This window comes from Bacteroides faecis MAJ27 (assembly GCF_900106755.1).
GTDB lineage: Bacteria > Bacteroidota > Bacteroidia > Bacteroidales > Bacteroidaceae > Bacteroides > Bacteroides faecis.
Genome location: NZ_FNNN01000004.1, coordinates 119834 through 141726, shown reverse-complemented (window position 1 = coordinate 141726; position 21893 = coordinate 119834). Strand labels below are relative to the sequence as shown.

10 protein-coding genes are annotated in these 21893 nt (G+C 44.5%); 9 read left to right on the top strand and 1 reads right to left on the bottom strand.

Annotated elements, in window-relative coordinates; translation table 11 throughout:
- Nucleotides 1-174: 174 nt before the first annotated feature.
- The 4 genes from BLW31_RS05185 to BLW31_RS05170 all read left to right on the top strand — a co-directional run bounded on the left by BLW31_RS05185 (nucleotide 175) and on the right by BLW31_RS05170 (nucleotide 11261).
- Nucleotides 175-3420 carry a glycoside hydrolase family 2 protein gene (locus BLW31_RS05185; protein ID WP_029425656.1) on the top strand — a complete coding sequence of 1082 codons (3246 nt, stop codon included), beginning with the start codon at nucleotides 175-177 and terminating at the stop codon, nucleotides 3418-3420.
- 30 nt (nucleotides 3421-3450) lie between these two features.
- Nucleotides 3451-5706 carry a GH92 family glycosyl hydrolase gene (locus tag BLW31_RS05180; RefSeq protein WP_010538987.1) on the top strand — a complete coding sequence of 752 codons (2256 nt, stop codon included), beginning with the start codon at nucleotides 3451-3453 and terminating at the stop codon, nucleotides 5704-5706.
- Nucleotides 5707-5752: 46 nt separating this feature from the next.
- Nucleotides 5753-9193 carry a PA14 domain-containing protein gene (locus BLW31_RS05175; protein WP_010538986.1) on the top strand — a complete coding sequence of 1147 codons (3441 nt, stop codon included), beginning with the start codon at nucleotides 5753-5755 and terminating at the stop codon, nucleotides 9191-9193.
- Nucleotides 9194-9380: 187 nt separating this feature from the next.
- Nucleotides 9381-11261: a glycoside hydrolase family 32 protein gene (locus BLW31_RS05170; protein ID WP_010538985.1), complete on the top strand. Its 1881-nt coding sequence runs from the start codon at nucleotides 9381-9383 to the stop codon at nucleotides 11259-11261.
- Between the two features lie 174 nt (nucleotides 11262-11435).
- Here BLW31_RS05170 and BLW31_RS05165 read toward each other — a convergent pair whose 3' ends face one another.
- A complete protein-coding gene (locus BLW31_RS05165) occupies nucleotides 11436-12308 on the bottom strand; it encodes an aldose 1-epimerase family protein (protein WP_010538984.1) in 873 nt (290 codons plus the stop codon).
- Between the two features lie 359 nt (nucleotides 12309-12667).
- Between BLW31_RS05165 and BLW31_RS05160 the strand changes: the two genes are divergently transcribed.
- The 5 genes from BLW31_RS05160 (at nucleotide 12668) to BLW31_RS05140 (ending at nucleotide 21876) form a co-directional block, all read left to right on the top strand.
- The gene (locus tag BLW31_RS05160; protein WP_087935387.1) at nucleotides 12668-15742 is read left to right on the top strand and encodes a SusC/RagA family TonB-linked outer membrane protein; all 3075 of its coding nucleotides are present in this window, start codon (nucleotides 12668-12670) and stop codon (nucleotides 15740-15742) included.
- A 19-nt stretch (nucleotides 15743-15761) separates the two neighbouring features.
- Complete coding sequence (locus BLW31_RS05155; RefSeq protein ID WP_010538982.1) at nucleotides 15762-17498, top strand: RagB/SusD family nutrient uptake outer membrane protein; 1737 nt, start codon at nucleotides 15762-15764, stop codon at nucleotides 17496-17498.
- 173 nt (nucleotides 17499-17671) lie between these two features.
- Nucleotides 17672-19504, top strand: coding sequence for a glycoside hydrolase family 32 protein (locus tag BLW31_RS05150; RefSeq protein WP_010538981.1), 1833 nt, complete (start codon nucleotides 17672-17674; stop codon nucleotides 19502-19504).
- Between the two features lie 280 nt (nucleotides 19505-19784).
- Nucleotides 19785-20954, top strand: coding sequence for an MFS transporter (locus tag BLW31_RS05145; RefSeq protein WP_010538980.1), 1170 nt, complete (start codon nucleotides 19785-19787; stop codon nucleotides 20952-20954).
- Between the two features lie 34 nt (nucleotides 20955-20988).
- Nucleotides 20989-21876 (top strand): carbohydrate kinase family protein, encoded by an 888-nt coding sequence (locus tag BLW31_RS05140; RefSeq protein WP_010538979.1) that lies wholly within the window; start codon nucleotides 20989-20991, stop codon nucleotides 21874-21876.
- Nucleotides 21877-21893 lie beyond the last annotated feature (17 nt).

Sequence of the window (21893 nt, the reverse complement as noted above, 5' to 3'; positions counted from 1 at the left end):
TTTCCCATTTTCAGGGAAATATTCTCAGAAAGCGGATAACTTGGGCGGAATCTCTACATTATTATACAATTAATTTGTTTTTAATGAAGAATTAATTTATTTTATCCCCTCTTTTTAATGCATTGCCTTTTACTTTGCCCTTGGTAATACCGGAAAACTCATTAATTTATGAATATGAAGAAAAAATTAATCTTACTATGCTGTCTGTTGGGCGGTTTTACTTTGCATTCTACAAAGATAAATGCACAGGCAGTGACTAATGATCAGAAATTGATCTATCCGTACCCTTTTGCTCCCAGTGAAGGGCTGGTGAATAAAACAGAAAAGGAACATCGACAGGAAATTTGCCTGAATGGTTATTGGGATTTCCAGCCTGTTCGTTTGCCAAAGGAATATGTTCAGGGAAAAGGAATCGCTCCCGAACTTCCGCTTCCGGATAGTGACGGTAAATGGGACAAGACCCGTATCAAAATTCCTTCACCATGGAATATCAATGCTTTTGCTTACCGTGACCTGGAAGGCCCCGACCATCGCAACTACCCTTCATATCCTAAAGAATGGGAACAGGTGAAGATGGCATGGATGAAGAAGAATGTGACCATCCCTTCTGATTGGACCGGGCAGCAAATCAAACTTTATTTTGAAGCGGTGGCCGGATATTCCGAAATTTATGTAAACAAAGAAAAGGTAGGCGAGAATTTCGATTTATTCCTGCCGTTTAGCTTTGATATTACCGATAAAGTGACTCCCGGTGAGACGGTCGAAGTGCTGGTGGGAGTAAGGAGTCAGTCTTTATTCGAAAATAATTCGACTATTGGACGCCGTATTGTTCCGGGCGGTTCGATGTGGGGATATCAGATCAATGGTATCTGGCAGGATGTTTATCTGCTGGCTTTGCCGAAAATCCATATAGAAGATGTATATGTGAAACCGCTGGTATCGAAGAACATGCTGGAAATAGAAGTGACGGTACAGAACCAGACAGCCAAGAAGGCGGAAATACAATTGCAAGGTGACATCCGTGAATGGATGAACCGTGCAGGAACGGATATAAACTCCGCTCCTGTTCCCGACTGGACACTTGGTAACGAAGCATTGTCGGTTGCCCCGGCAAAAGTATCGGTTGCCACCGGTACATCTCAGAAAGTGACGTTACAAGTGCCTGTGGGCAAAGACGTATTGAAATACTGGACTCCGGAGCATCCTAACCTGTATGCTTTGCTGCTCTCCGTCAAAAATCAAAAACAAACTGTCGATACGAAATATGAGCGTTTCGGCTGGCGTGAATGGACCTTGCAGGGAACTACCCAATGTCTGAACGGCGAGCCTTATGCCTTGCATGGTGATTCCTGGCATTTTATGGGTATCCCGCAAATGACACGCCGTTATGCCTGGGCTTGGTTTACTGCCATCAAGGGTATGAATGCCAATGCCGTACGCCCGCATGCACAAGTCTATCCTCGTTTCTATCTTGACATGGCTGACGAAATGGGTATCTGCGTATTGAATGAAACAGCGAACTGGGCCAGCGACGGTGGGCCGAAGTTGGACTCCGACCTCTTTTGGGAAACATCCAAATCACATTTGAAACGTTTTGTGCTGCGCGATAGAAATCATGCGTCAGTTTTCGGCTGGAGTATCAGCAACGAAAACAAGCCTGTGATCCTGCATGTATATAATCGTCCCGAATTGATGCCTGTCCAAAAGAAAGCATGGGAAGAATGGCGTGACATCGTACATCAGAATGACCCTACCCGTCCGTGGATTTCAGCAGACGGTGAAGATGATGGTGACGGCATATTACCTGTAACCGTAGGACACTATGGAGACATTAATTCGATGAAACGCTGGATTGAAATTGGAAAACCTTGGGGAATCGGTGAGCATAGTATGGCCTATTATGGTACGCCGGAACAGGTTTCCAAATACAACGGAGAACGTGCTTACGAATCACAGGAAGGACGTATGGAAGGACTGGCCAACGAATGCTACAATTTAATCGCCAACCAGAGACAGATGGGAGCTTCTTACACGACAGTCTTCAATATGGCATGGTATGCATTAAAGCCGCTTCCACTCGGTAAAAAAGATAAGAGCAAAACACCTTCGGTTGAAACAGACGGAGTTTTCTTCAGCGATTACAAAGAAGGAGTTCCGGGGGTACAACCGGAACGTGTAGGTCCTTATTGCACCACATTCAATCCCGGTTACGACCCGACTTTGCCACTCTTTCAGGAATGGCCGATGTATGGTGCTTTGCGTGCAGCCAATGCGCCGGAAAAACCGGCTTGGTCTCCTTATGCCGTCATTGATAAAGAAAAGTATAAAAATCACGGAATCACGGCAACCGGCAAGAATTATAAAGAAGTTGTCTTCATCGGTAGCCAGGATAGCAAATTAAAGCAGTTGATGGATGCGCAAGGAGTCATCTTTGCGAAGAAAGCGACCCTTCCTTCTTCATTACTCTATCTGGTAGACGGTAGCCGTACATTGGATGCTTCCATCCGGAAAGAGATGCAAAAACAAATAGTCAAAGGTGCAGATGTGTGGATATGGGGACTTACACCTGAGACGGTAGCCTCTTACAATGAAATCCTGCCGTTTCCGGTAGCCTTGGACAAATTGCAGCGTTCTTCTTTCCTGCCTGTACAGAAGTCATGGATGAACGGATTAAATAACTCTGACTTCTATTTCTGCGAACTTCAGAAAACGGATGCTTCCGGTTATTCGCTGAAAGGGGCTTTGGTGGAAGAAGGAGAGGTGTTGCTGAATGCCTGTAAGACGGATTGGAGAAAATGGAACAAACGCCCGGAAGAGATCAAGACTGCCGGAACGATCCGCAGTGAATATGAGTGTACAGCCGCTACTCCCGTATTTGTAAAATGCCGGCAAAATGCTTCTACTTTCTATTTGAGCACGTTGACAGAATTTGCCAATTCGGAAAAAGGATACAATACGTTAACTGCTATCTTGAAAAATGCCGGAATAGCATACAAAAAGCCGGAAGTCAATATTGACGAGGTCTTCTTTTTGCGCGACGAGCAGATTAATTTCCCGGTAGCTACGAAAGAAAAGCTGGTGAAGGACAACGGTGACGAATGGGCATTGGAACTTTATGTGTTCAGTCCGCGTCCCTTGGATGACCTGTTGATAGAACCGAATATGCCCAAACTGTCTTTGATGCTAAAAGCGAAAAAGCGTACGCTGCTTATCAACGATAAGCCTTATACGGCTGTTTCTCACGACGGACGCAATGAAATCATTTACAAAGAATTGCCGTTGCTGCAGGGATGGAATAAACTGGTGATCAAAATAGGAGCGGGAGACCGGAACGATTTCACCGGCTGTTTCAAATGCGATAACAAGAAGGATTTCCTTCCGTTGTTGAAGGCTGCCTTTGTGAATCCGGAAGCCAAATAAAAGAGATATTGTAACTTAAAAAAGACAAAGATGAAACTTACACATATTTTAGCTTCAGCGGTTATCATCTCAACGCTGAGTGCATGTAACGGGAAATTACAGACAAGTGGACGGACACCGGTTGATTACGTCGATCCATATATCGGGAATATCAGTCATTTGCTGGTTCCTACATTCCCCACCATCCAGTTGCCTAACAGTATGCTTCGTGTTTATCCGGAGCGTGCCGATTATACATCGGAACTATTGAAGGGTCTGCCATTGATTGTCACCAATCACCGGGAACGTTCAGCGTTCAATCTCAGTCCCTGTCAGGGGGAAGAACTTCGTCCGATCATAACTTACAACTATGACAATGAGCATATTACTCCTTATTCCTACGAAGTGGAGTTGGACGATAACCGCATGAAAGCGGAATATGCGCTCTCTCATCAGTCAGCTATCTACCGGATCACATTCGAGGCGGACAAACCGGCTTATCTTATTGTAAACTCCCGTAACGGTTCTATCCATGCAAACGAAAATTTCATCAGTGGTCGTCAGCAACTGAACAATAACACAAGTGTGTATGTGTATATAGAGCCACAGGAGAAACCCGTAAGTACCGGTATTCTCGAAAATGGTACTATCAATACAAGTAAAGACAATGCCGAAGGGGTAAATACTTGTGCGGCGTGGCGTTTTGCCGATGGCACTACAACAGTCAGCCTTCGTTATGGTATTTCTTTTATCAGTGAGGAACAGGCTGAAAAGAACCTGCATCGCGAATTAAAAGACTACAATATAAAGGCACTTGCAGAAGCTGGCCGCCGGGTATGGAATGAAACTCTGGGTCGTATAAAAGTAGAGGGAGGTACAGAAGATGATAAAACTGTATTTTACTCTTCTTTCTACCGTACTTTCGAACGTCCGATTTGTATGAGCGAAGATGGTCGCTATTTTAGTGCTTTCGACGGAAAAGTGCACGAAGATAACGGTACTCCTTTCTATAATGACGACTGGATCTGGGATACTTATCGTGCTGCACATCCTCTCCGTACATTGATCGACCGGCAAAAAGAGGAAGATATCATCGCGTCTTATTTGCGCATGGCGGAACAGATGGGCAACATGTGGATGCCTACTTTTCCCGAAGTGACCGGAGATACGCGCCGCATGAATTCCAACCATGCCGTCGCTACTATAGCCGATGCACTGGCAAAAGGACTGAAAGTAGACACGGTAAAAGCTTATGAAGCCTGCCGGAAAGGTATGGAAGAAAAAACTCTCGCACCCTGGTCGGGAGCAGCAGCCGGCTGGTTAGACAAGTTCTATCATGAAAATGGCTATATCCCTGCTCTCCGTACGGATGAAAAGGAAAACGACCCGAATGTACATCCTTTCGAAAAGCGCCAGCCTGTTGCCGTCACTTTGGGAACCAGCTACGACCAGTGGTGTCTCTCCCGTGTCGCTGAAGCATTAAATAAAAAAGAGGAAGCCGAGTATTATCTGAAATGTTCTTATAACTATCGGAATCTCTACAATAAAGAGACAGCTTTCTTCCATCCGAAAGATAAAGAAGGACACTGGATCGAACCTTTCGACTACCGTTATCCCGGAGGTATGGGAGCCCGTGAATATTATGGAGAGAACAATGGCTGGGTTTATCGTTGGGACGTGCCCCACAATGTGGCCGACCTCATCAGCCTCATGGGAGGAAAGGAACAGTTTATCGCTAATCTGGACCGCACTTTCACAGAACCGCTCGGACGAAGCAAGTATGAATTTTATGCAAAGTTGCCCGATCATACGGGAAATGTAGGACAGTTTTCTATGGCAAACGAACCATCACTGCATGTACCTTATCTTTACAACTATGCCGGTCAACCCTGGAAGACACAGAAGCGAATCCGCCAAATGCTGAAAACATGGTTCCGCAATGACTTGATGGGTATGCCGGGTGATGAAGACGGAGGCGGTATGACTTCATTTGTAGTCTTCTCTTCACTGGGTTTTTATCCGGTCACTCCGGGATTGCCGGTCTACAATATCGGAAGTCCGCTCTTTACAAATGCCAAAGTAACACTTAGCAATGGTGCTGTATTCGAGATTGAAGCTCAGAACACTTCTGCAGATAACAAATATATCCAGTCTGCTACATTGAATGGCAAGGAGTGGAATAAATCCTGGTTCAGTCATGAAGACTTGAAGGATGGTGGCAAACTGGTATTGGTAATGGGCAGCAAACCCAATAAAGCATGGGGTAGCGGAGTCGGTGATGTTCCTCCTTCATTGGAAATGAAGTGATGGGTATGCGGTTGGCCTGTGGTCATCTCTTAAAATGATATATACTATGAAAATACAGAAATATCGATTTTCCATTCTGTTGGCTTTGTGTGGAGTGATGTTGGCTTTTGTTTCTCCGGTAAAGGCACAGAAATATGATAGTAACGGGAAAGAAGGACGGTTTACGCTTTCTTTGTCCGGTGACGGATGGTTCTTGTGGCAGGATAAGCAGGCGGAATGGAAACAGGACAGGCTTTTCTTGCCGGAAGAAATAACAGGCCTTTCCCGCCTTCCGGTGAATCCTCCGACAGGAGGATGGGAACGGTTACAACCCCGGCATGCCAGGGCGGTGCAGGTACCCGGTACGGTAGAAGAGTATCTTACAACTTCCGATTATCCCCGTCCGGAAGACGGAGTAGGAGTTAGCTGGTGGTTCCGCACTCTGAAGCTTCCGGCTGATTTGAAAGGGAAACGCTTTCTAATTCATTTTGAGTCGGTGCGTCTGCGTGCGGAAGTTTATCTGGATAGAAAGTTGGTAGCCTATGATATAATAGGCGAATCACCTTTCGATGCGGATATCACAGAAGCGGTGCAACCCGGTAAAGAACAATGCCTGGCAGTTCGTGTGACGAATCCCGGCGGTAACTTCCACTGGCAGGACTTCAACGAAATGTATTGGGGAAAGTATCAGATTCCTCCGGGCAGATCGTTTGGCGGTATCATCGGACGGGTACGTCTGGATGCGGTTTCTCCTGTCTATGTATCTGACATCTACATGCAGAACCAGCCGGAGCGGACGAAGGTGAAAGCGATTCTTACCGTAAACAATACCTCGGCAAAAACAGAGAAACAGGATATTTACTTTTCTGTGTACGAGAAGGAGAATCCCGGCAAGGTGATATTGGAAAAGAAACTGCCCCGTGTTGCTTTGAAGCAGGGAACGAATGTGGTGACGATGGAACTTCATTGTCCGGAGGCCCGTATCTGGGATTTGGATACTCCTTATTTGTATGTATGTGGCGTCGATGTGAAATCGGGGAAGAAGTTATCCGATCGGGCTGTTCAGACATTCGGCTTCCGTTGGTTTGAGCCGGTAGGAATCGGAAAGGATGCGATGTTGAGGCTGAATGGAAGGCGTGTCATGCTTCGTACAGCCATCAGTTGGGGGTACTGGCCTGCCACCGGACTTTATGCTACTCCCGAAATGGCGGAGAAGCAAGTATCGGTAGCTAAAAGTATGGGACTGAATATGCTTAACTTCCATCGCTCCATCGGTTCTCCGGTCGTTCTGGAAAAGGCGGACGAGCTGGGATTGCTCTATTATGAAGAGCCGGGAGCTTTCCATTCGGCAGGTCACGACCCGTTTATCCGGGCAATGGTCAATACCAAACTGCACCGTATGATATTGCGGGACAGGAGTCATCCGAGTCTGGTTATTTACAATCTGATTAACGAGTTCGGCGGCCCCCGTTCTAAGGATAAAGAACTGGTTGTCAAACGGATGGAGGATATGAAGAAGGCACATGCACTCGATCCGAGCCGCGTGATGACGTTTACTTCGGGATGGGCTTCCAGAGAATCTGCAGAAGAAGATTCCAAAGCAAATATGTTGCCTTTCGATACTGTTCTGCACAAGAAAGGTTGGTTCGACAATCACCGTGCCGGCGGACCTGCCACTTGGGAAGAAGGATACTACCGGGGACCGAAGGATAACCTGATGTACACGGACAATCGGACGGAAGTATATATGCGGGGAGAAGAAGGAGCTATTTCCGCTCCGCCACGTGTGGCTGAAATAGTAAAAGAGATAGACCGCACAGGGCTGACCGGATGGGACGGATTATTCTGGAAGAAACAATATGAATCTTTCGGGCAGTTTATGCAGAAAAAGAATCTGTATCCTTACTTCGGCTCTGTAGATTCGTTGACACGGGCGATGGGAGATGTCTCTTTTGATCATCAGGGACGTCGTATTCAGGGGATGCGTATGCAGAATCTGGGGGATGCCTATGCAATCAACGGTTGGGAGGCGATGCCTTATGACAATCATTCCGGTGTGGTGGACATCTATCGGAACCCGAAAGGCAATCTTGCTGCGTTGACGTATTACACACAACCTTTATACATCGCTGTTTCTTCCCGTTCGCAGTTTGCCCGCCTGCCGGGAAAAGTGGGTGTTGACTTTTACATAGTCAATGAGAAGAATCTTTCCGGCAATCATCGTCTGGAGATTTCTGTCCGTACGCCGGATGGGAAAGAGCAGAAGGTGACAGAGAAGGAAGTGAGTATTTCGGGAGGTGACTGCTTCGGACAGTTATTGCTTGAAAACTGTGAACTGAAGCTGTCCGGTACTCCCGGAATGTATCAGGTAAAAGCCCGTTTGGTAGATGCTTCCGGACGCGTGTGTGCGGGAGGGAAGGATGAAGTGCTGGGTGTTTCCTGGAAGAAAGAACAGTTGGTTGGTAAAGGTGCATTGTATGGCACAGCTGATGATCCGGTGGCAACCTTCTACCAGAAAGCTACAGGCACTGCATTGCCGTCGTTCCGACCGGATATGGAAAAACTGGATTGGATTGTCGTCACACGTCCTTCACTGGATATGCCGCAACCTGTTTTGCCGGAATTCTTTAAACAGCAGGACGGTAAGGCTGCTTTTGAGGTTTCTTTCTATAAAGACGATGATTTGCGTGCCCTTGCAGGCGTGACCGGTGATACTAAGATAGACCGCACATTTGCGGAAGGTGCCCAGCCGGACGCGCTATTGCCGGCCAATCAGGCTTTCTCCGCTATATGGAAGGGAAAACTGATTGCTCCCCAGACGGGACTGTATATGATTGGAGCAACAACGGATAGGGGAGTACGCTTGTCAGTCAATAATCAACGGATTATTGACGAGTGGGGAAATGGAAAAGAAATCACACTGACACGTCCTTTCCAGCTGAAAGAAGGGGAAGAGGTTGAGATTACGTTGGAATACCGTCAGCAGAAGACATCAGGAAGTGTGCAGTTAGTCTGGGCGCGTCCGGGCAATGCGGCAATTGCTCCGCAGGAACTATTGGACCGCGTGAAGAAAGACGGTACATCATTGCTCTTGCTGAAATCGGCAGAATCGTGGATGGATATTGTGAGCGAGAATACAGGTTCTGCTTATGATGGCTATTATTCGGTCGGAAGGAACTGGATAGGCGGATTACATTTTGTGAAGGACCATCCGCTTTTTGAAGAGCTGCCGGTGAACTGTGCAATGGGGTGGCCCTATCAGGAACTGGTGCGCGACGGAGATCGTCGGTTGGGTATGTATATGGATCATGAAGAGATGGTCGTAGGTTCGTATCGGAGCACTCCTTTCCATTTGGGGACAGCTGTAGGGATCGTTCCCTGCGGAAAGGGAAAAATCTACTATTCCACTCTGGATCTGATAGACCACTTGAATGAGCCTTCGGAATCATCCGAAGTCGCCAGAAAACTATTCTGTAATTTTATAGAAGTTGCTGCGAATAGGAAATAGGTGAATCTGGCCAGTACTTTCCTTATAGCAGGCTGGTCGGATAAAATCTTCCATATGCTTTTCTTTGATCATGTATCAAAAATATTACTCTTTGAAACAAAGTTTATAGACGAAGGTGAAGATATCCCCTATCTTTGCCTTCGTCATTTTTGATTAACTACTTGTGCAAACTGAATACTCTGTTACCATGAATACAACCCCTTGGATAAAACTATGTAAAGGTGCTGCGCTTGCGCTGGCAGTTTCCTGTGGACTGACCTATTGCTATATACCCAAAAGTACATTCACCCTGGAACAGAAAGGTGATAGCCTGACTGTGATCCATATTACAAACCCTACCCGCTATCTGCTGCTTCCGATAGAGGAAGAAAGTGCGGAAAGCCAGGTTCGCCTGAACACAGGAGACGCTGCCGATACTGATATGGATATCCGTCTGGCACAGAATAAAGTCGATTATTTTGTCCCGTTTTCTCTGCCTGCCAATGCCAAAACAGCCACCGTGCATATCCGTAATAAGTCAAAAGATGCACTTTGCTGGAAAGAAATCAGGCTGTCCGATACATTCGATACAACCAATACGGATAAGTTTCGTCCTGTTTACCACCATACTCCCCTCTATGGTTGGATGAACGATGCTAACGGACTGGTTTATAAAGATGGAGAATATCATTTGTATTATCAGTATAACCCTTACGGTTCCAAATGGGGAAATATGCATTGGGGACATTCTGTCAGCAAAGACCTGATGCACTGGGAACATCTGGCTCCTGCCATTGCCCGTGACACATTGGGGCATATCTTCTCCGGGAGTTCCATTGTCGATCAGGAGAATATGGCCGGTTATGGAGCAGGCTCTATTCTGGCTTTCTATACTTCGGCCAGCGATAAGAACGGACAGATTCAATGTCTGGCTTACAGTGATGACAATGGTCGTACCTTTACGAAATATGAGAATAATCCTGTCCTGCGCCCTTCGGACGGTTTGAGAGATTTTCGCGACCCGAAAGTTTTTTGGTATGCTCCGGAGAGTAAATGGGTGATGATTGTTTCCGCTGATAAAGAAATGCGTTTCTATGATTCACGGAATCTGAAAGACTGGAACTATCTGAGTAGTTTTGGCGAAGGCTACGGAGTGCAACCATCTCAGTTTGAATGCCCGGACATGGTAGAACTTCCCGTAGACGGTAATAGCAATGATAAAAAATGGGCATTGATAGTGAACGTTAATCCCGGATGTTACTTTGGGGGTAGTGGTACCCAATATTTTATAGGAGACTTTGACGGTACGAAATTTATTTGTGACAATCGGCCTGATGTCACAAAATGGTTGGACTGGGGAAAAGATCACTATGCCACCGTTTGTTTTTCGAATACCGGTGACCGTGTGATTGCCGTGCCCTGGATGAGCAACTGGCAATATTGTAATATCGTTCCGACCAGGCAATTCCGCAGTGCCAATGCTTTACCGCGTGAACTGGGACTTTATACACAGGAGGGGGATATCTATCTTTCTGCCGCCCCGGTGGCGGAGTCCGGAAATTTGCGGAAAGAGTGCAGGGAGATTCCTTCGTTTACCGTAGACAAGGATTACCATATCGAATCTTTATTGTCTGATAATGAAGGAGCCTATGAACTTTCACTGAATATCACGGACGGAAAAGCGGAAATCATGGGCTTCAGCCTGTTCAATGATAAAGGAGAGAAGGTGGATATTTACTTTAATCTTCCGGAGAAGAGACTGGTGATGGACCGTACGAAAAGTGGTATCGTAGATTTCGGAAAGAACAGTTCCCCGCACGAGATAGAAGCACATGACCGTCGGAAAACAACTTCTATCAATTATATCGATGATTTTGCGCTGGCTACATGGGCACCCATTCAAAAGAACCATACGTATGAACTGGATATTTTTGTAGATAAATGCTCCGTAGAGATATTCCTGAACGGGGGGAAGATAGCTATGACCAATCTTGTTTTCCCGACGGAACCATACAACCGTATGTGCTTTTATGGTAAAGGGGGTATATTCAGGGTAAATTCATTCAACGTTTACAAATTAGGTTTATAGGTCGTAATTCAATAGGTATTTTATAAGTGGAATTTATGAGTTAGTTTTAAGTTAGGTTTTGTAGATTTAGGTGTTTGCAGCTGCCAACCGTGAGGTTTGGCAGCTGTTTTGGCTTTTGACAGGAATTGTTCATCCTTTTGATAATAGAGGTGGTTGGCTGTAAGCCGTGCCGGATTACTCCTCAATCTCAATCGTATATCCTCCTTTGAATGTCTTATCCGGGTGTAGATGTTGCATCCAGTCTTTGTCTTTATATTCGCCTGTATAATGCGCCCGGTCACATCGTCCATACCAGGGCTCGATGCAGACAAAAGGTGCATTCTTGGCGGGAGGAGACCAAAGGCCGACTACCGGAGTATGAAAGTGCAGACTTAGACAAGCCTTTTTTTCTTTGGTGTATAAAGTCACTTTATGAACTTGTTCGTTCTCCAGTATGAAAGCATCCTTATCAAAAGTATGTATATCCAGAGGCAGGAGCCCGTCAGCCAATTCTAAAGAATACTCGGCAGAAGGGTCTGCACAACCTTTTTCCGAAATAAGGATATACTTCACATCTTCTTTCTTATCGAATCCGAAGAAGCCACGTTCTTGCGTGGAAGCATCAAAGTCGGGCCAATAGAAAGCGGGGTGTGCACCGATTTGGAAATGCATTTCTTTATCGCCGGTATTCTTCACTTCCCAGATTACCTCGATCTGTTTTCCCTGTATACGGTAGCCTATTTCCAGGCAGAAGGGGAATGGATACTTTTTCAATGTCCCTTCATTGCTCATCAGCTGGTAACGTACTTCATCTTCTTTCTCTGAAACAAGAGTGAATTCCATATCACGGGCAAAGCCATGCTGTCTCAGTGTATAAGTGATGCCTTCATTCCGATATTCATTCTCCCATACGCTTCCTACAATCGGGAAAAGTACGGGTGAATGCCGCTTCCAGAATGCTGGATCGGCTTGCCACAGATATTCTTTGCCATTAGCAAAAATGCTGCAAAGTTCGGCTCCGTGCGGAGAGACCTGAATCGTAAGTTGTTCATTGGAGATTGTTTTCATATCATTACTTATTTTATGGGAGTATTTGTTGATTCTTCCATTCATTATTTGCATTCACAAACCGTAACAGGTCGTCACGATTTGTGCAAAGATAATGTTTTCTCTACTCGTGCAGGAATATAATTCAATTTTATTTGTATGCTAAAAAGAGGAATGTATAAAACCCTGTGAAATGGTGTTTAATGCAACATATATTACAGGATTTGAAACATATTTTTCAGCCAGTTGATTTAAATCAACCGTAATTTGCATCATCGAAAAGAGATAATTCGTACTTTTAAATTAATAACATTAAACTAATGCCTAGTGTCATGAAGAACAAAAAACTTCTTTGCAGCGTTTGTTTCCTGTTTGCTTTCATGTCAGCCCTCTGGGGGCAAAACATAACAGTGAAGGGAAATGTCACTTCCAAAACGGACGGGCAACCGATTATCGGTGCGTCTGTTGTTGAAACAACTTCTACAACTAATGGAACCATTACTGATCTGGATGGTAATTTTACACTGACAGTGAAACAGGGTTCCGAACTAATGATTTCGTACGTTGGTTTTAAATCTGCCAGAGTAGGAGCGAAAGCTTTGTTAAATATAATTTTGGAGGAAGACTCTGAAATGTTGGATGAGGTCGTTGTGACTGGTTATTCTACTCAAAAGAAAGCTGACTTGACAGGTTCGGTGGCAGTCGTTTCCACCAAAACCTTGAAGACAACTTCGGATGCCGATCCGATGCGAGCTTTGCAAGGTAAGGTACCGGGCATGACGATTACTTCCAATGGTTCACCTAGTGGTACCGGTACGGTTCGTATACGTGGTATCGGTTCTTTCAACTCTTCGCAAGACCCGTTGTATGTAGTCGATGGAGTACCTACTACCCGTGCTTTAAATTCTTTGAATACAAATGATATTGAGAGCATGCAAGTATTGAAAGATGCCGCTTCTGCTTCTATCTACGGTTCGCGCGCATCAAATGGTGTAATTATCATTACGACAAAGAAAGGCAAGAAAGCCGAGAAGGTGAAAGTAGATTTCTCTGCCAATCTGACTGCACAGTTTTATACTCCTCAATCTTTAATGAAACTTTCCAATACATCGGAATATGCAACTGCTATGGCGCAGGCTGCTTTGAATGATGGCTTAGATCCGGTTGCTTATGCCAGTAACTATGGGTTGAATCTGAATGCTGCAACGGGTACTCCGATCTCTGTGTGGAATCCTGCAACCGGGAGTTATGTGGATTATACGGTCAATGGCTTGTATGACGGCTATATCAACCAGAAAAAGACAATGAAATATTCCGATACCGACTGGCTGGATGAAATTTCCCGTACAGGATTCTCTCAGAATTATGACTTGTCTCTCTCACATGCCAATGAAAAGCATTCTACCATGTTTTCTCTTGGATATAAAAAGAATAATGGTATTTTGAAATATACGGATTTTGAGAATATATCAGCCCGCATGAACTCTTCATACAATGTAAATAAGTATCTGACTGTTGGTGAGAATTTCACTGTGACTTATACGAGTCAGGTGGACTGTGCTCCTATGGAGAATGCTCTGAAAATGGCACCTACTGTTCCTGTATATGAGGAAGACGGGACAACATTTGCAGGTCCTGTCGGTGGTATGAGCGACCGTCAGAATCCATTGCGCGAATCGTACGATAACCGTGATAATCATTTGGATTATTGGCGTTTGTTTGGTAATGGATATGTAGAACTGAAACCGATTAAAGGACTGTCACTTCGATCTAACTTTGGTATCGACCATTATTCTTCTTTCATTAATTCAATGACGAATACGTATCATTCGGATATTGTCAATAATGATATTGCAAAGACAACATTGTCTCATAATAATGAAACAAACTGGACATGGTCCAACACGGCCAACTACAATTTCCTGCTTGCAGATAAACATGATTTTACTGTATTACTGGGTACTGAAATGTCCAAGCAGTCAGTGATTGATTTCTCTGCTTATTCGGAAGAGTATGCATTGGAAGATAAAGACTATATGTGGCCGAATGCAGCAACAGGAACAACGAGAAATTCCGGTGCCAAAGTAGGGTATAGACTGGTTTCTTTCTTTGGAAAGGTGGATTATAACTATGATGATTTTATTCTGGCATCGTTTACTATTCGCCGTGACGGCTCTTCACGTTTTGGCAAGGACAATCGTTGGGGAACTTTTCCTGCCGCCACGCTGGGACTACGTTTGTCGAAACTGCTCCGGAAGGATTGGATGGATGACTGGAAACTGCGTTTTTCATGGGGACAGACCGGTAATCAGGCTATTGATAACAATGCGCAGTTTGGTTTGTATGTAGCCGATTATGGACTGGACCGGGTAACTTCTACGGCTTATGACTTGTTTTTGCAATATTCAGGAACTTTCCCGTCAGGCTATCGTGCTACCCAACTTGCCAATCCTAATCTGAAATGGGAATCTGCAGAACAATTTAATATAGGTACGGACTTCACCCTTTTTAAGGGTAGTTTGTATGGATCTGTCGATGGTTTCGTCAAGGATGTAGACGATATGTTGATTAATCCTGCTTATCTGGGGGCTTTGGGCGAAGGTGGCGCTTCATGGGCTAATGGTCCTTCCTTGCGCAACTGGGGTATGGAATTTGCACTGGGATATCGTAAAAACTTAGCTTGTGGACTTGGTCTTGATGTCACTGCTAATCTGGACTTCTTCCGTAATAAGGTCACTTACCTTCCGGAAACGTCAACAGGGTCTTATGCTCATACGACAACTGAAAATCTGGTTGAATCCGGTCGGCCTTATGGTTCCATCGTAGGGTATGTAGTAGAAGGAATTTTCCAGAATCAGGCAGAAGTCGATGCTTCCGGTCAGCCAAATGCGCGTGTCGGTGGTCTGAAGTATGCTGACCTCGATGGTAAAAATGGCATAACAGCTGATGACCAGACTTGGATTTACAATCCTGTTCCGGCTTTTTCTTACGGTTTGAATATTGCACTGAATTATAAAGGATTTGATTTAAGCATGTTCTGGCAAGGTGTATATGATAAAGATGTGTACAATAACCAGAAATTCCAGACAGACTTCTGGAGTATAACGGATGCTGGCTCAAACAAGGGAAATCGTTTGTTGGGTGCATGGAATACAAACAATACAGGTTCCACTATCCCTGCATTGACTACTAACAATACAGCTGATGAAGGACGTTCCTCAACCTATTTCGTAGAAAATGGTTCTTATTTGAAACTTCGTAATCTGCAATTAGGATATAATTTGCCTGCATCGTTCTTGTCTAAATTCAAAATGAGCAGTGCACGTGTTTATTTGTCAGGACAAAACTTGCTGACTGTCAAGAGTAAAAGTCTGACTTGCTCTGATCCGGAGAATCCTGATTGGAATTATCCGTTGGCTACTTCTATTTCATTTGGTTTACAACTTGGTTTTTAATATTTAAAAAGGAAGAATTATGAAGAAGATATATATGTTAGTGACAGCTTGCCTGATGAGCTTGACCTTGACAAACTGTGATGATTTTCTAGACTATAGTCCAACAGCGGTTATTGATGAGGATAAAGCTTTTTCAGATCCTGAAAAGATGGTAAACGCTGCTTATGCCATGTTGGGAGACTGTTGGTATTCATATCCGTTCAACTTATTTCCTTACGGTGACATTACTTCTGATGATTGTCTGAAAGGAGGATCGGGAACGACGGATACAGGATATCACCCTCTGGAAATTTGGTCGACGCTGACAGCTACTACTCCAAATGAAATGGATGAACTTTGGTATCGTTTATATTGTGCTGTCTCCCGTTGCAATCGGGCATTGGTTGCTTTAGACAGAAACGGAGACAGGGTCTTGGGAGAAAATGTAAAAGAACAACGTGTTGCTGAGGTGAAATTCCTTCGTGCACATTTCTATTATAAGCTATTGGTATTATTCCGTCAGGTTCCTTGGATTGATGAAATAGCGTATACCAATAATAGTATAGAGCAAATCCGTAATGATGAGTTTTCTTATGAAGAACTGTTTGGTAAGGTGATTGCGGATTTTGAGACTGCTTATAATGTATTGCCTGCTGAACAGACTGACGGAGGACGGGTTAATAAGATTGCCGCCGCCTCTTATCTGGCCAAATGTTATTTGAACTTGGCATGGGGAGACGGTTATGAGGCTACGACAGGTGAGAGTCACATAAACGAAGACTATATGCAGAAGGTGGTAACTTATACGAATGAGGTGACAGCTTCAGGTTATGATTATCTGGAAGATTATGGAGATATCTTTTTGCCGGATTACAAGAACAGTAAAGAATCCATCTTTGCAGTACAATGTTCCGACTATCAGGATGATAATACAAGTTATGGACGGGCTAACTGGTCGAACACTTTGAATGGATGCTGGGGAATGTGGTCTTGTGGATGGGACTTTCATAAGCCATCACAAAACCTGGTTAATGCATTCAAAACTAAAGATGGTTTACCCATGTTTGATGATTATAATGAGGAAATAGATTATCCGGTCAATGGTGAGGTGGATGAACAGAAGTGGGACCCACGTTTATTCCATACGGTAGGTATGCCGACATATCCGTATAAATATGAAGCTGAATATACGATGACCAAGAATAATTCCCGTACACCGAATACGTATGGATATTATACTTCTTTGAAAGAAGTTCCACAGCGTTCTAAAGGAGAAACATACAATGGGTCTTGGCAAGCTTTTGCTATGAATGACTATGTATTCCGTTATACGGATGTGATGCTCATGCGTGCTGAAGCATTGGTAGAACTGGGTGAACTGGGTGAAGCACGTATTATTATTAATGATATTCGCGAGAGAGCTGCCAATTCAGTAAACAAACATATTGCTTATGCCAAAGACCAATGCGAGATCGCTCTTTATCCCGAGTCTTATTTTCAGGATAAAGAAACAGCACGTAAATGTCTGCGTTGGGAACGTCGTTTGGAAATGGCTATGGAAAATGGACGTTATTTTGACTTACGTCGTTGGGGAATTGCTTCCGAAACGTTGAATGCTTACTTTGCAAGTGAACAGAATAATGTATATGACGGACAAACTTATGCTCAATATTATAAAGACGCCCATTATGAGCCGAATAAGAATGAGTTTTTCCCGATACCTTATAATCAGCTGTATTATATTCCCGGATTATATACTCAAAATAAGAATTATTGATTCATAGGATGACTGTATCAGACGTTAAGTAAAGCACTTATTAATAAAAAGTATACTGAGAGGTAACATCTTTTACAGCGTTTGCAACAAAAGTGATAGGCGCTTCCTTCCGGAGCGCCTATCTTTGCACTGTAACAACTATCAAAAGTATAACAACCTTAATACCATAGAACATGAATTTATTTTTTTCTGTCAAACGACTTCAGACTGCTCTGATTTGTTTTATTCTCATGACTATTTCTGTTTCAACCCGAGCGGCAGGTTCTCCTTTGCAGATTAGAAATCTGGGAGAAGGTCATTGCCTTGTACGCGTCAATGCTTCCCAGAAGTATCTGCTTCTGCCCGTAGAAGATGCTTCCCCCGATGTACGTATCAGTATGATCGTTAATAATAAAGAGGTAAAGAACTTCGATGTGCGCCTCGCTGTCAATAAGGTAGATTATTTTGTTCCGGTAGACCTTTCCGATTATTCCGGCAAGACAATCTCTTTTAAATTTAAAATGAACTCAAACGACCCTGTTCGTGTCAACCTTTCACCGGACAATACTGCTTGCTGCAAAGAAATGAGATTGTCCGATACTTTCGATACCGGCAACCGGGAGAAGTTCCGTCCCACCTACCATTTCTCTCCGCTTTACGGATGGATGAACGACCCGAACGGAATGGTATATAAAGATGGCGAATACCACCTCTTCTATCAGTATAATCCTTACGGCTCCAAATGGGGAAACATGAACTGGGGACATGCGATCAGCAAAGACCTGATTAACTGGGAACACCGCCCCGTCGCCATAACTCCCGATGCACTCGGCACTATTTTCAGCGGTTCGGCTGTAGTAGACCATCATAATACTGCCGGCTTCGGTGCAGGCGCCATCGTCGCTATCTATACTCAAAACAGTGACCGCCAAGTACAAAGCATCGCTTATAGCACCGATAACGGACGTACTTTTACCAAATATGAAAACAATCCTGTATTGGTGTCCGAAGCACGTGATTTCCGTGACCCGAAAGTCTTCTGGTACGAAGGAACACAGCGCTGGATCATGGTGCTGGCAGTAGGACAGGAGATGCAAATCTTCTCTTCACCTGATTTGAAAGACTGGACCTTTGAAAGCAGCTTCGGCGAAGGATACGGCGCTCATGGCAATGTGTGGGAATGTCCTGACCTGTTTGAACTTCCGGTAGAAGGAACCGGTGAAAAGAAATGGGTACTGCTCTGCAGTCTTGGTGACGGGCCTTTCGGAGATTCCGCAACTCAATATTTTGTCGGCAGTTTCGACGGTAAGAAGTTTATTTGTGACAATCAGCCAAATGTCACGAAATGGATGGACTGGGGAAAAGACCATTATGCTACTGTAACTTGGAGCGATGCTCCCGATAACCGCCGTATTGCTATCGCATGGATGAGCAACTGGCAATATGCCAATGATGTGCCGACCTCTCAATACCGTAGTCCGAACTCTGTTCCCCGTGACCTGAGTCTGTTTGCTGTAGGAGATGGCATCTATCTTCAATCTGCTCCTTCTCCCGAATTGCTGAAGTTGCGTGATATTTTTAAGAAGCGTTCATTCAGAGTGAACGGAACCCGTACGGTAAAAGAACTGGTTCCCGGTAACGAAGGTGCTTATGAAATAGAGCTGGCTATCAGAAATCAGCATGCAGATGTCATCGGCTTCCGTCTCTACAACGATAAAGGAGAAGAAGTAGACATGCAGTACGACATGAAAGAAAAGAAATTTTCGATGGATCGCCGCAAGAGTGGTGATGTAGGTTTCAATGAGAACTTTCCGATGTTGACCTGGACCGCGATTGAAGACGGCAAAGAGGAATTGAAACTTCGTCTGTATGTGGATAAGTCGAGTGTGGAAGCTTTCGGTGATGGCGGACGATTTGCTATGACGAATCAGGTATTTCCTTCGGAACCTTATAATCACATAGACTTTTATAGTAAAGGAGGAGCTTACAAAGTAGACTCTTTCGTAACCTATAAACTGAAGAAATAAAACAGCCCTTTCTTGCCGCGTTCTTTAATGGTTTACCTTTTAGGAAGGCATCATCTATGAGCTAACATGCCTTTATCTTTCCTTTATGTATGGGAGATGGCTATCATCTCACCCGGGTGAAACGAGTACATCATTGTAGTGAAACGGTCTGCTCACCCCTGTGATACGTTCTTATCACGACTGTGGAACATAAGGGATATAAGGAGAAAAAATAAGAAGAGCCTGTTGAGAAAGAAACAGAATAACTGTGCTAATATACGAAATTATAATAGATAAAACAATGGAAAATACTAAAAACGCTTCTCTTTCTAAGCTTATCCCTGTGATGCTTTGTTTCTTCGCGATGGGATTTGTTGACTTGGTGGGCATTGCCTCCAACTATGTAAAGGCAGACTTAGGTCTGACGGATTCACAGGCAAACATCTTCCCTTCACTGGTGTTCTTCTGGTTCCTTATTTTCTCTGTACCTACCGGCATGCTGATGAGTCGTGTCGGTCAGAAGAAAACAGTATTGCTCAGCCTGATTGTGACATTTGCTTCTTTGCTGTTGCCTGTTTTCGGAGACAGTTATGCACTGATGCTCATCTCTTTCTCTCTGCTGGGAATAGGAAATGCTTTGATGCAGACTTCACTGAACCCGCTTCTTTCCAACATTGTCCGTGGCGACCGCTTGGCAAGCAGCCTCACTTTCGGACAATTTGTGAAAGCAATAGCCTCTTTCCTCGCTCCATATATCGCTATGTGGGGAGCTACGCAGGCTATTCCTTCTTTCGGCCTCGGCTGGCGTGTACTTTTCCCGATTTACATGATAGTGGCCATCATTGCTATATTCCTGCTTAATGCCACGCAGATTGAGGAAGAGAAAGAAGAAGGCAGACCTTCCACTTTCGGTCAGTGTCTGGCACTGCTTGGCAAACCGTTTATCCTGCTTTGCTTTATCGGAATCATGTGTCATGTGGGTATCGATGTCGGTACAAATACCACTGCTCCAAAGATTCTGATGGAACGTATTGGCATGACGCTTGATGAGGCCGCTTTTGCTACGAGTCTTTATTTTATCTTCCGTACGGCAGGTTGCTTCCTGGGTTCTTTCATTCTGCGCAAGATGTCCCCGAAATCTTTCTTCGGTATCAGCGTGGTTATGATGCTGGTTGCGATGGCCGGTTTGTTTATCTTCCACGAACAGGCTGTTATTTATGCTTGCATTGCTCTGATCGGTTTTGGAAATTCAAATGTATTCTCTGTTATCTTCTCACAGGCGTTGCTTTATCTTCCGGGCAAGAAAAATGAAGTATCCGGTTTGATGATTATGGGACTTTTCGGCGGAACGGTATTCCCGTTGGCTATGGGCGTTGCATCAGATACCTCGATGGGACAGAACGGTGCGATAGCTGTCATGACAGTCGGCGTACTTTATCTGCTGTATTATACGTTCCGTATTAAAAAATAACTTTATATTTGGAAAACAATTAAATCCGTAGATCATGAATAATATAATCGTAGGAATGGGTGAAGCATTATGGGATGTATTGCCCGAGGGAAAGAAAATAGGCGGCGCTCCGGCAAACTTCGCTTATCATGTATCACAGTTCGGCTTCGACAGCCGCGTGGTTAGTGCGGTAGGCAGAGATGAACTGGGCGACGAAATTCTGAAAGTATTCAAAGAAAAGAATCTGAAGACACAGATCGAACAGGTTGATTATCCTACCGGCACGGTACAGGTGACACTGGATGGTGAAGGCGTTCCCTGTTATGAAATTAAAGAAGGTGTGGCGTGGGACAATATTCCTTTCACGGACGAATTGAAACGCCTTGCTTTGAATACACGTGCTGTTTGTTTCGGTTCGCTGGCGCAGCGCAATGAAGTAAGCCGTGCTACGATCAACCGTTTCCTCGATACGATGCCTGATATAGACGGGCAGTTGAAGATATTCGATATCAATCTTCGTCAGGACTTTTATACGAAAGAAGTATTGCGTGAATCTTTTAAACGCTGCAACATCTTGAAAATTAATGATGAAGAACTGATAACTATCAGCCGTATGTTCGGTTATCCCGGTATCGACTTACAGGACAAGTGCTGGATTCTGCTGGCAAAATACAATCTGAAAATGCTGATTCTGACTTGTGGTATCAATGGCAGCTATGTATTTACTCCGGGAGTTGTCTCTTTCCAGGAAACTCCGAAAGTTCCGGTAGCTGATACGGTAGGGGCGGGTGACTCCTTTACTGCTGCTTTCTGTGCTTCCATCCTGAATGGTAAGTCGGTTCCCGAAGCGCACAAACTGGCTGTTGAAGTTTCCGCTTACGTTTGTACGCAGAGCGGGGCGATGCCTGAACTTCCTGCAGTCTTGAAAGAACGGTTGAGGTAATCTTTCTTTTGAATATA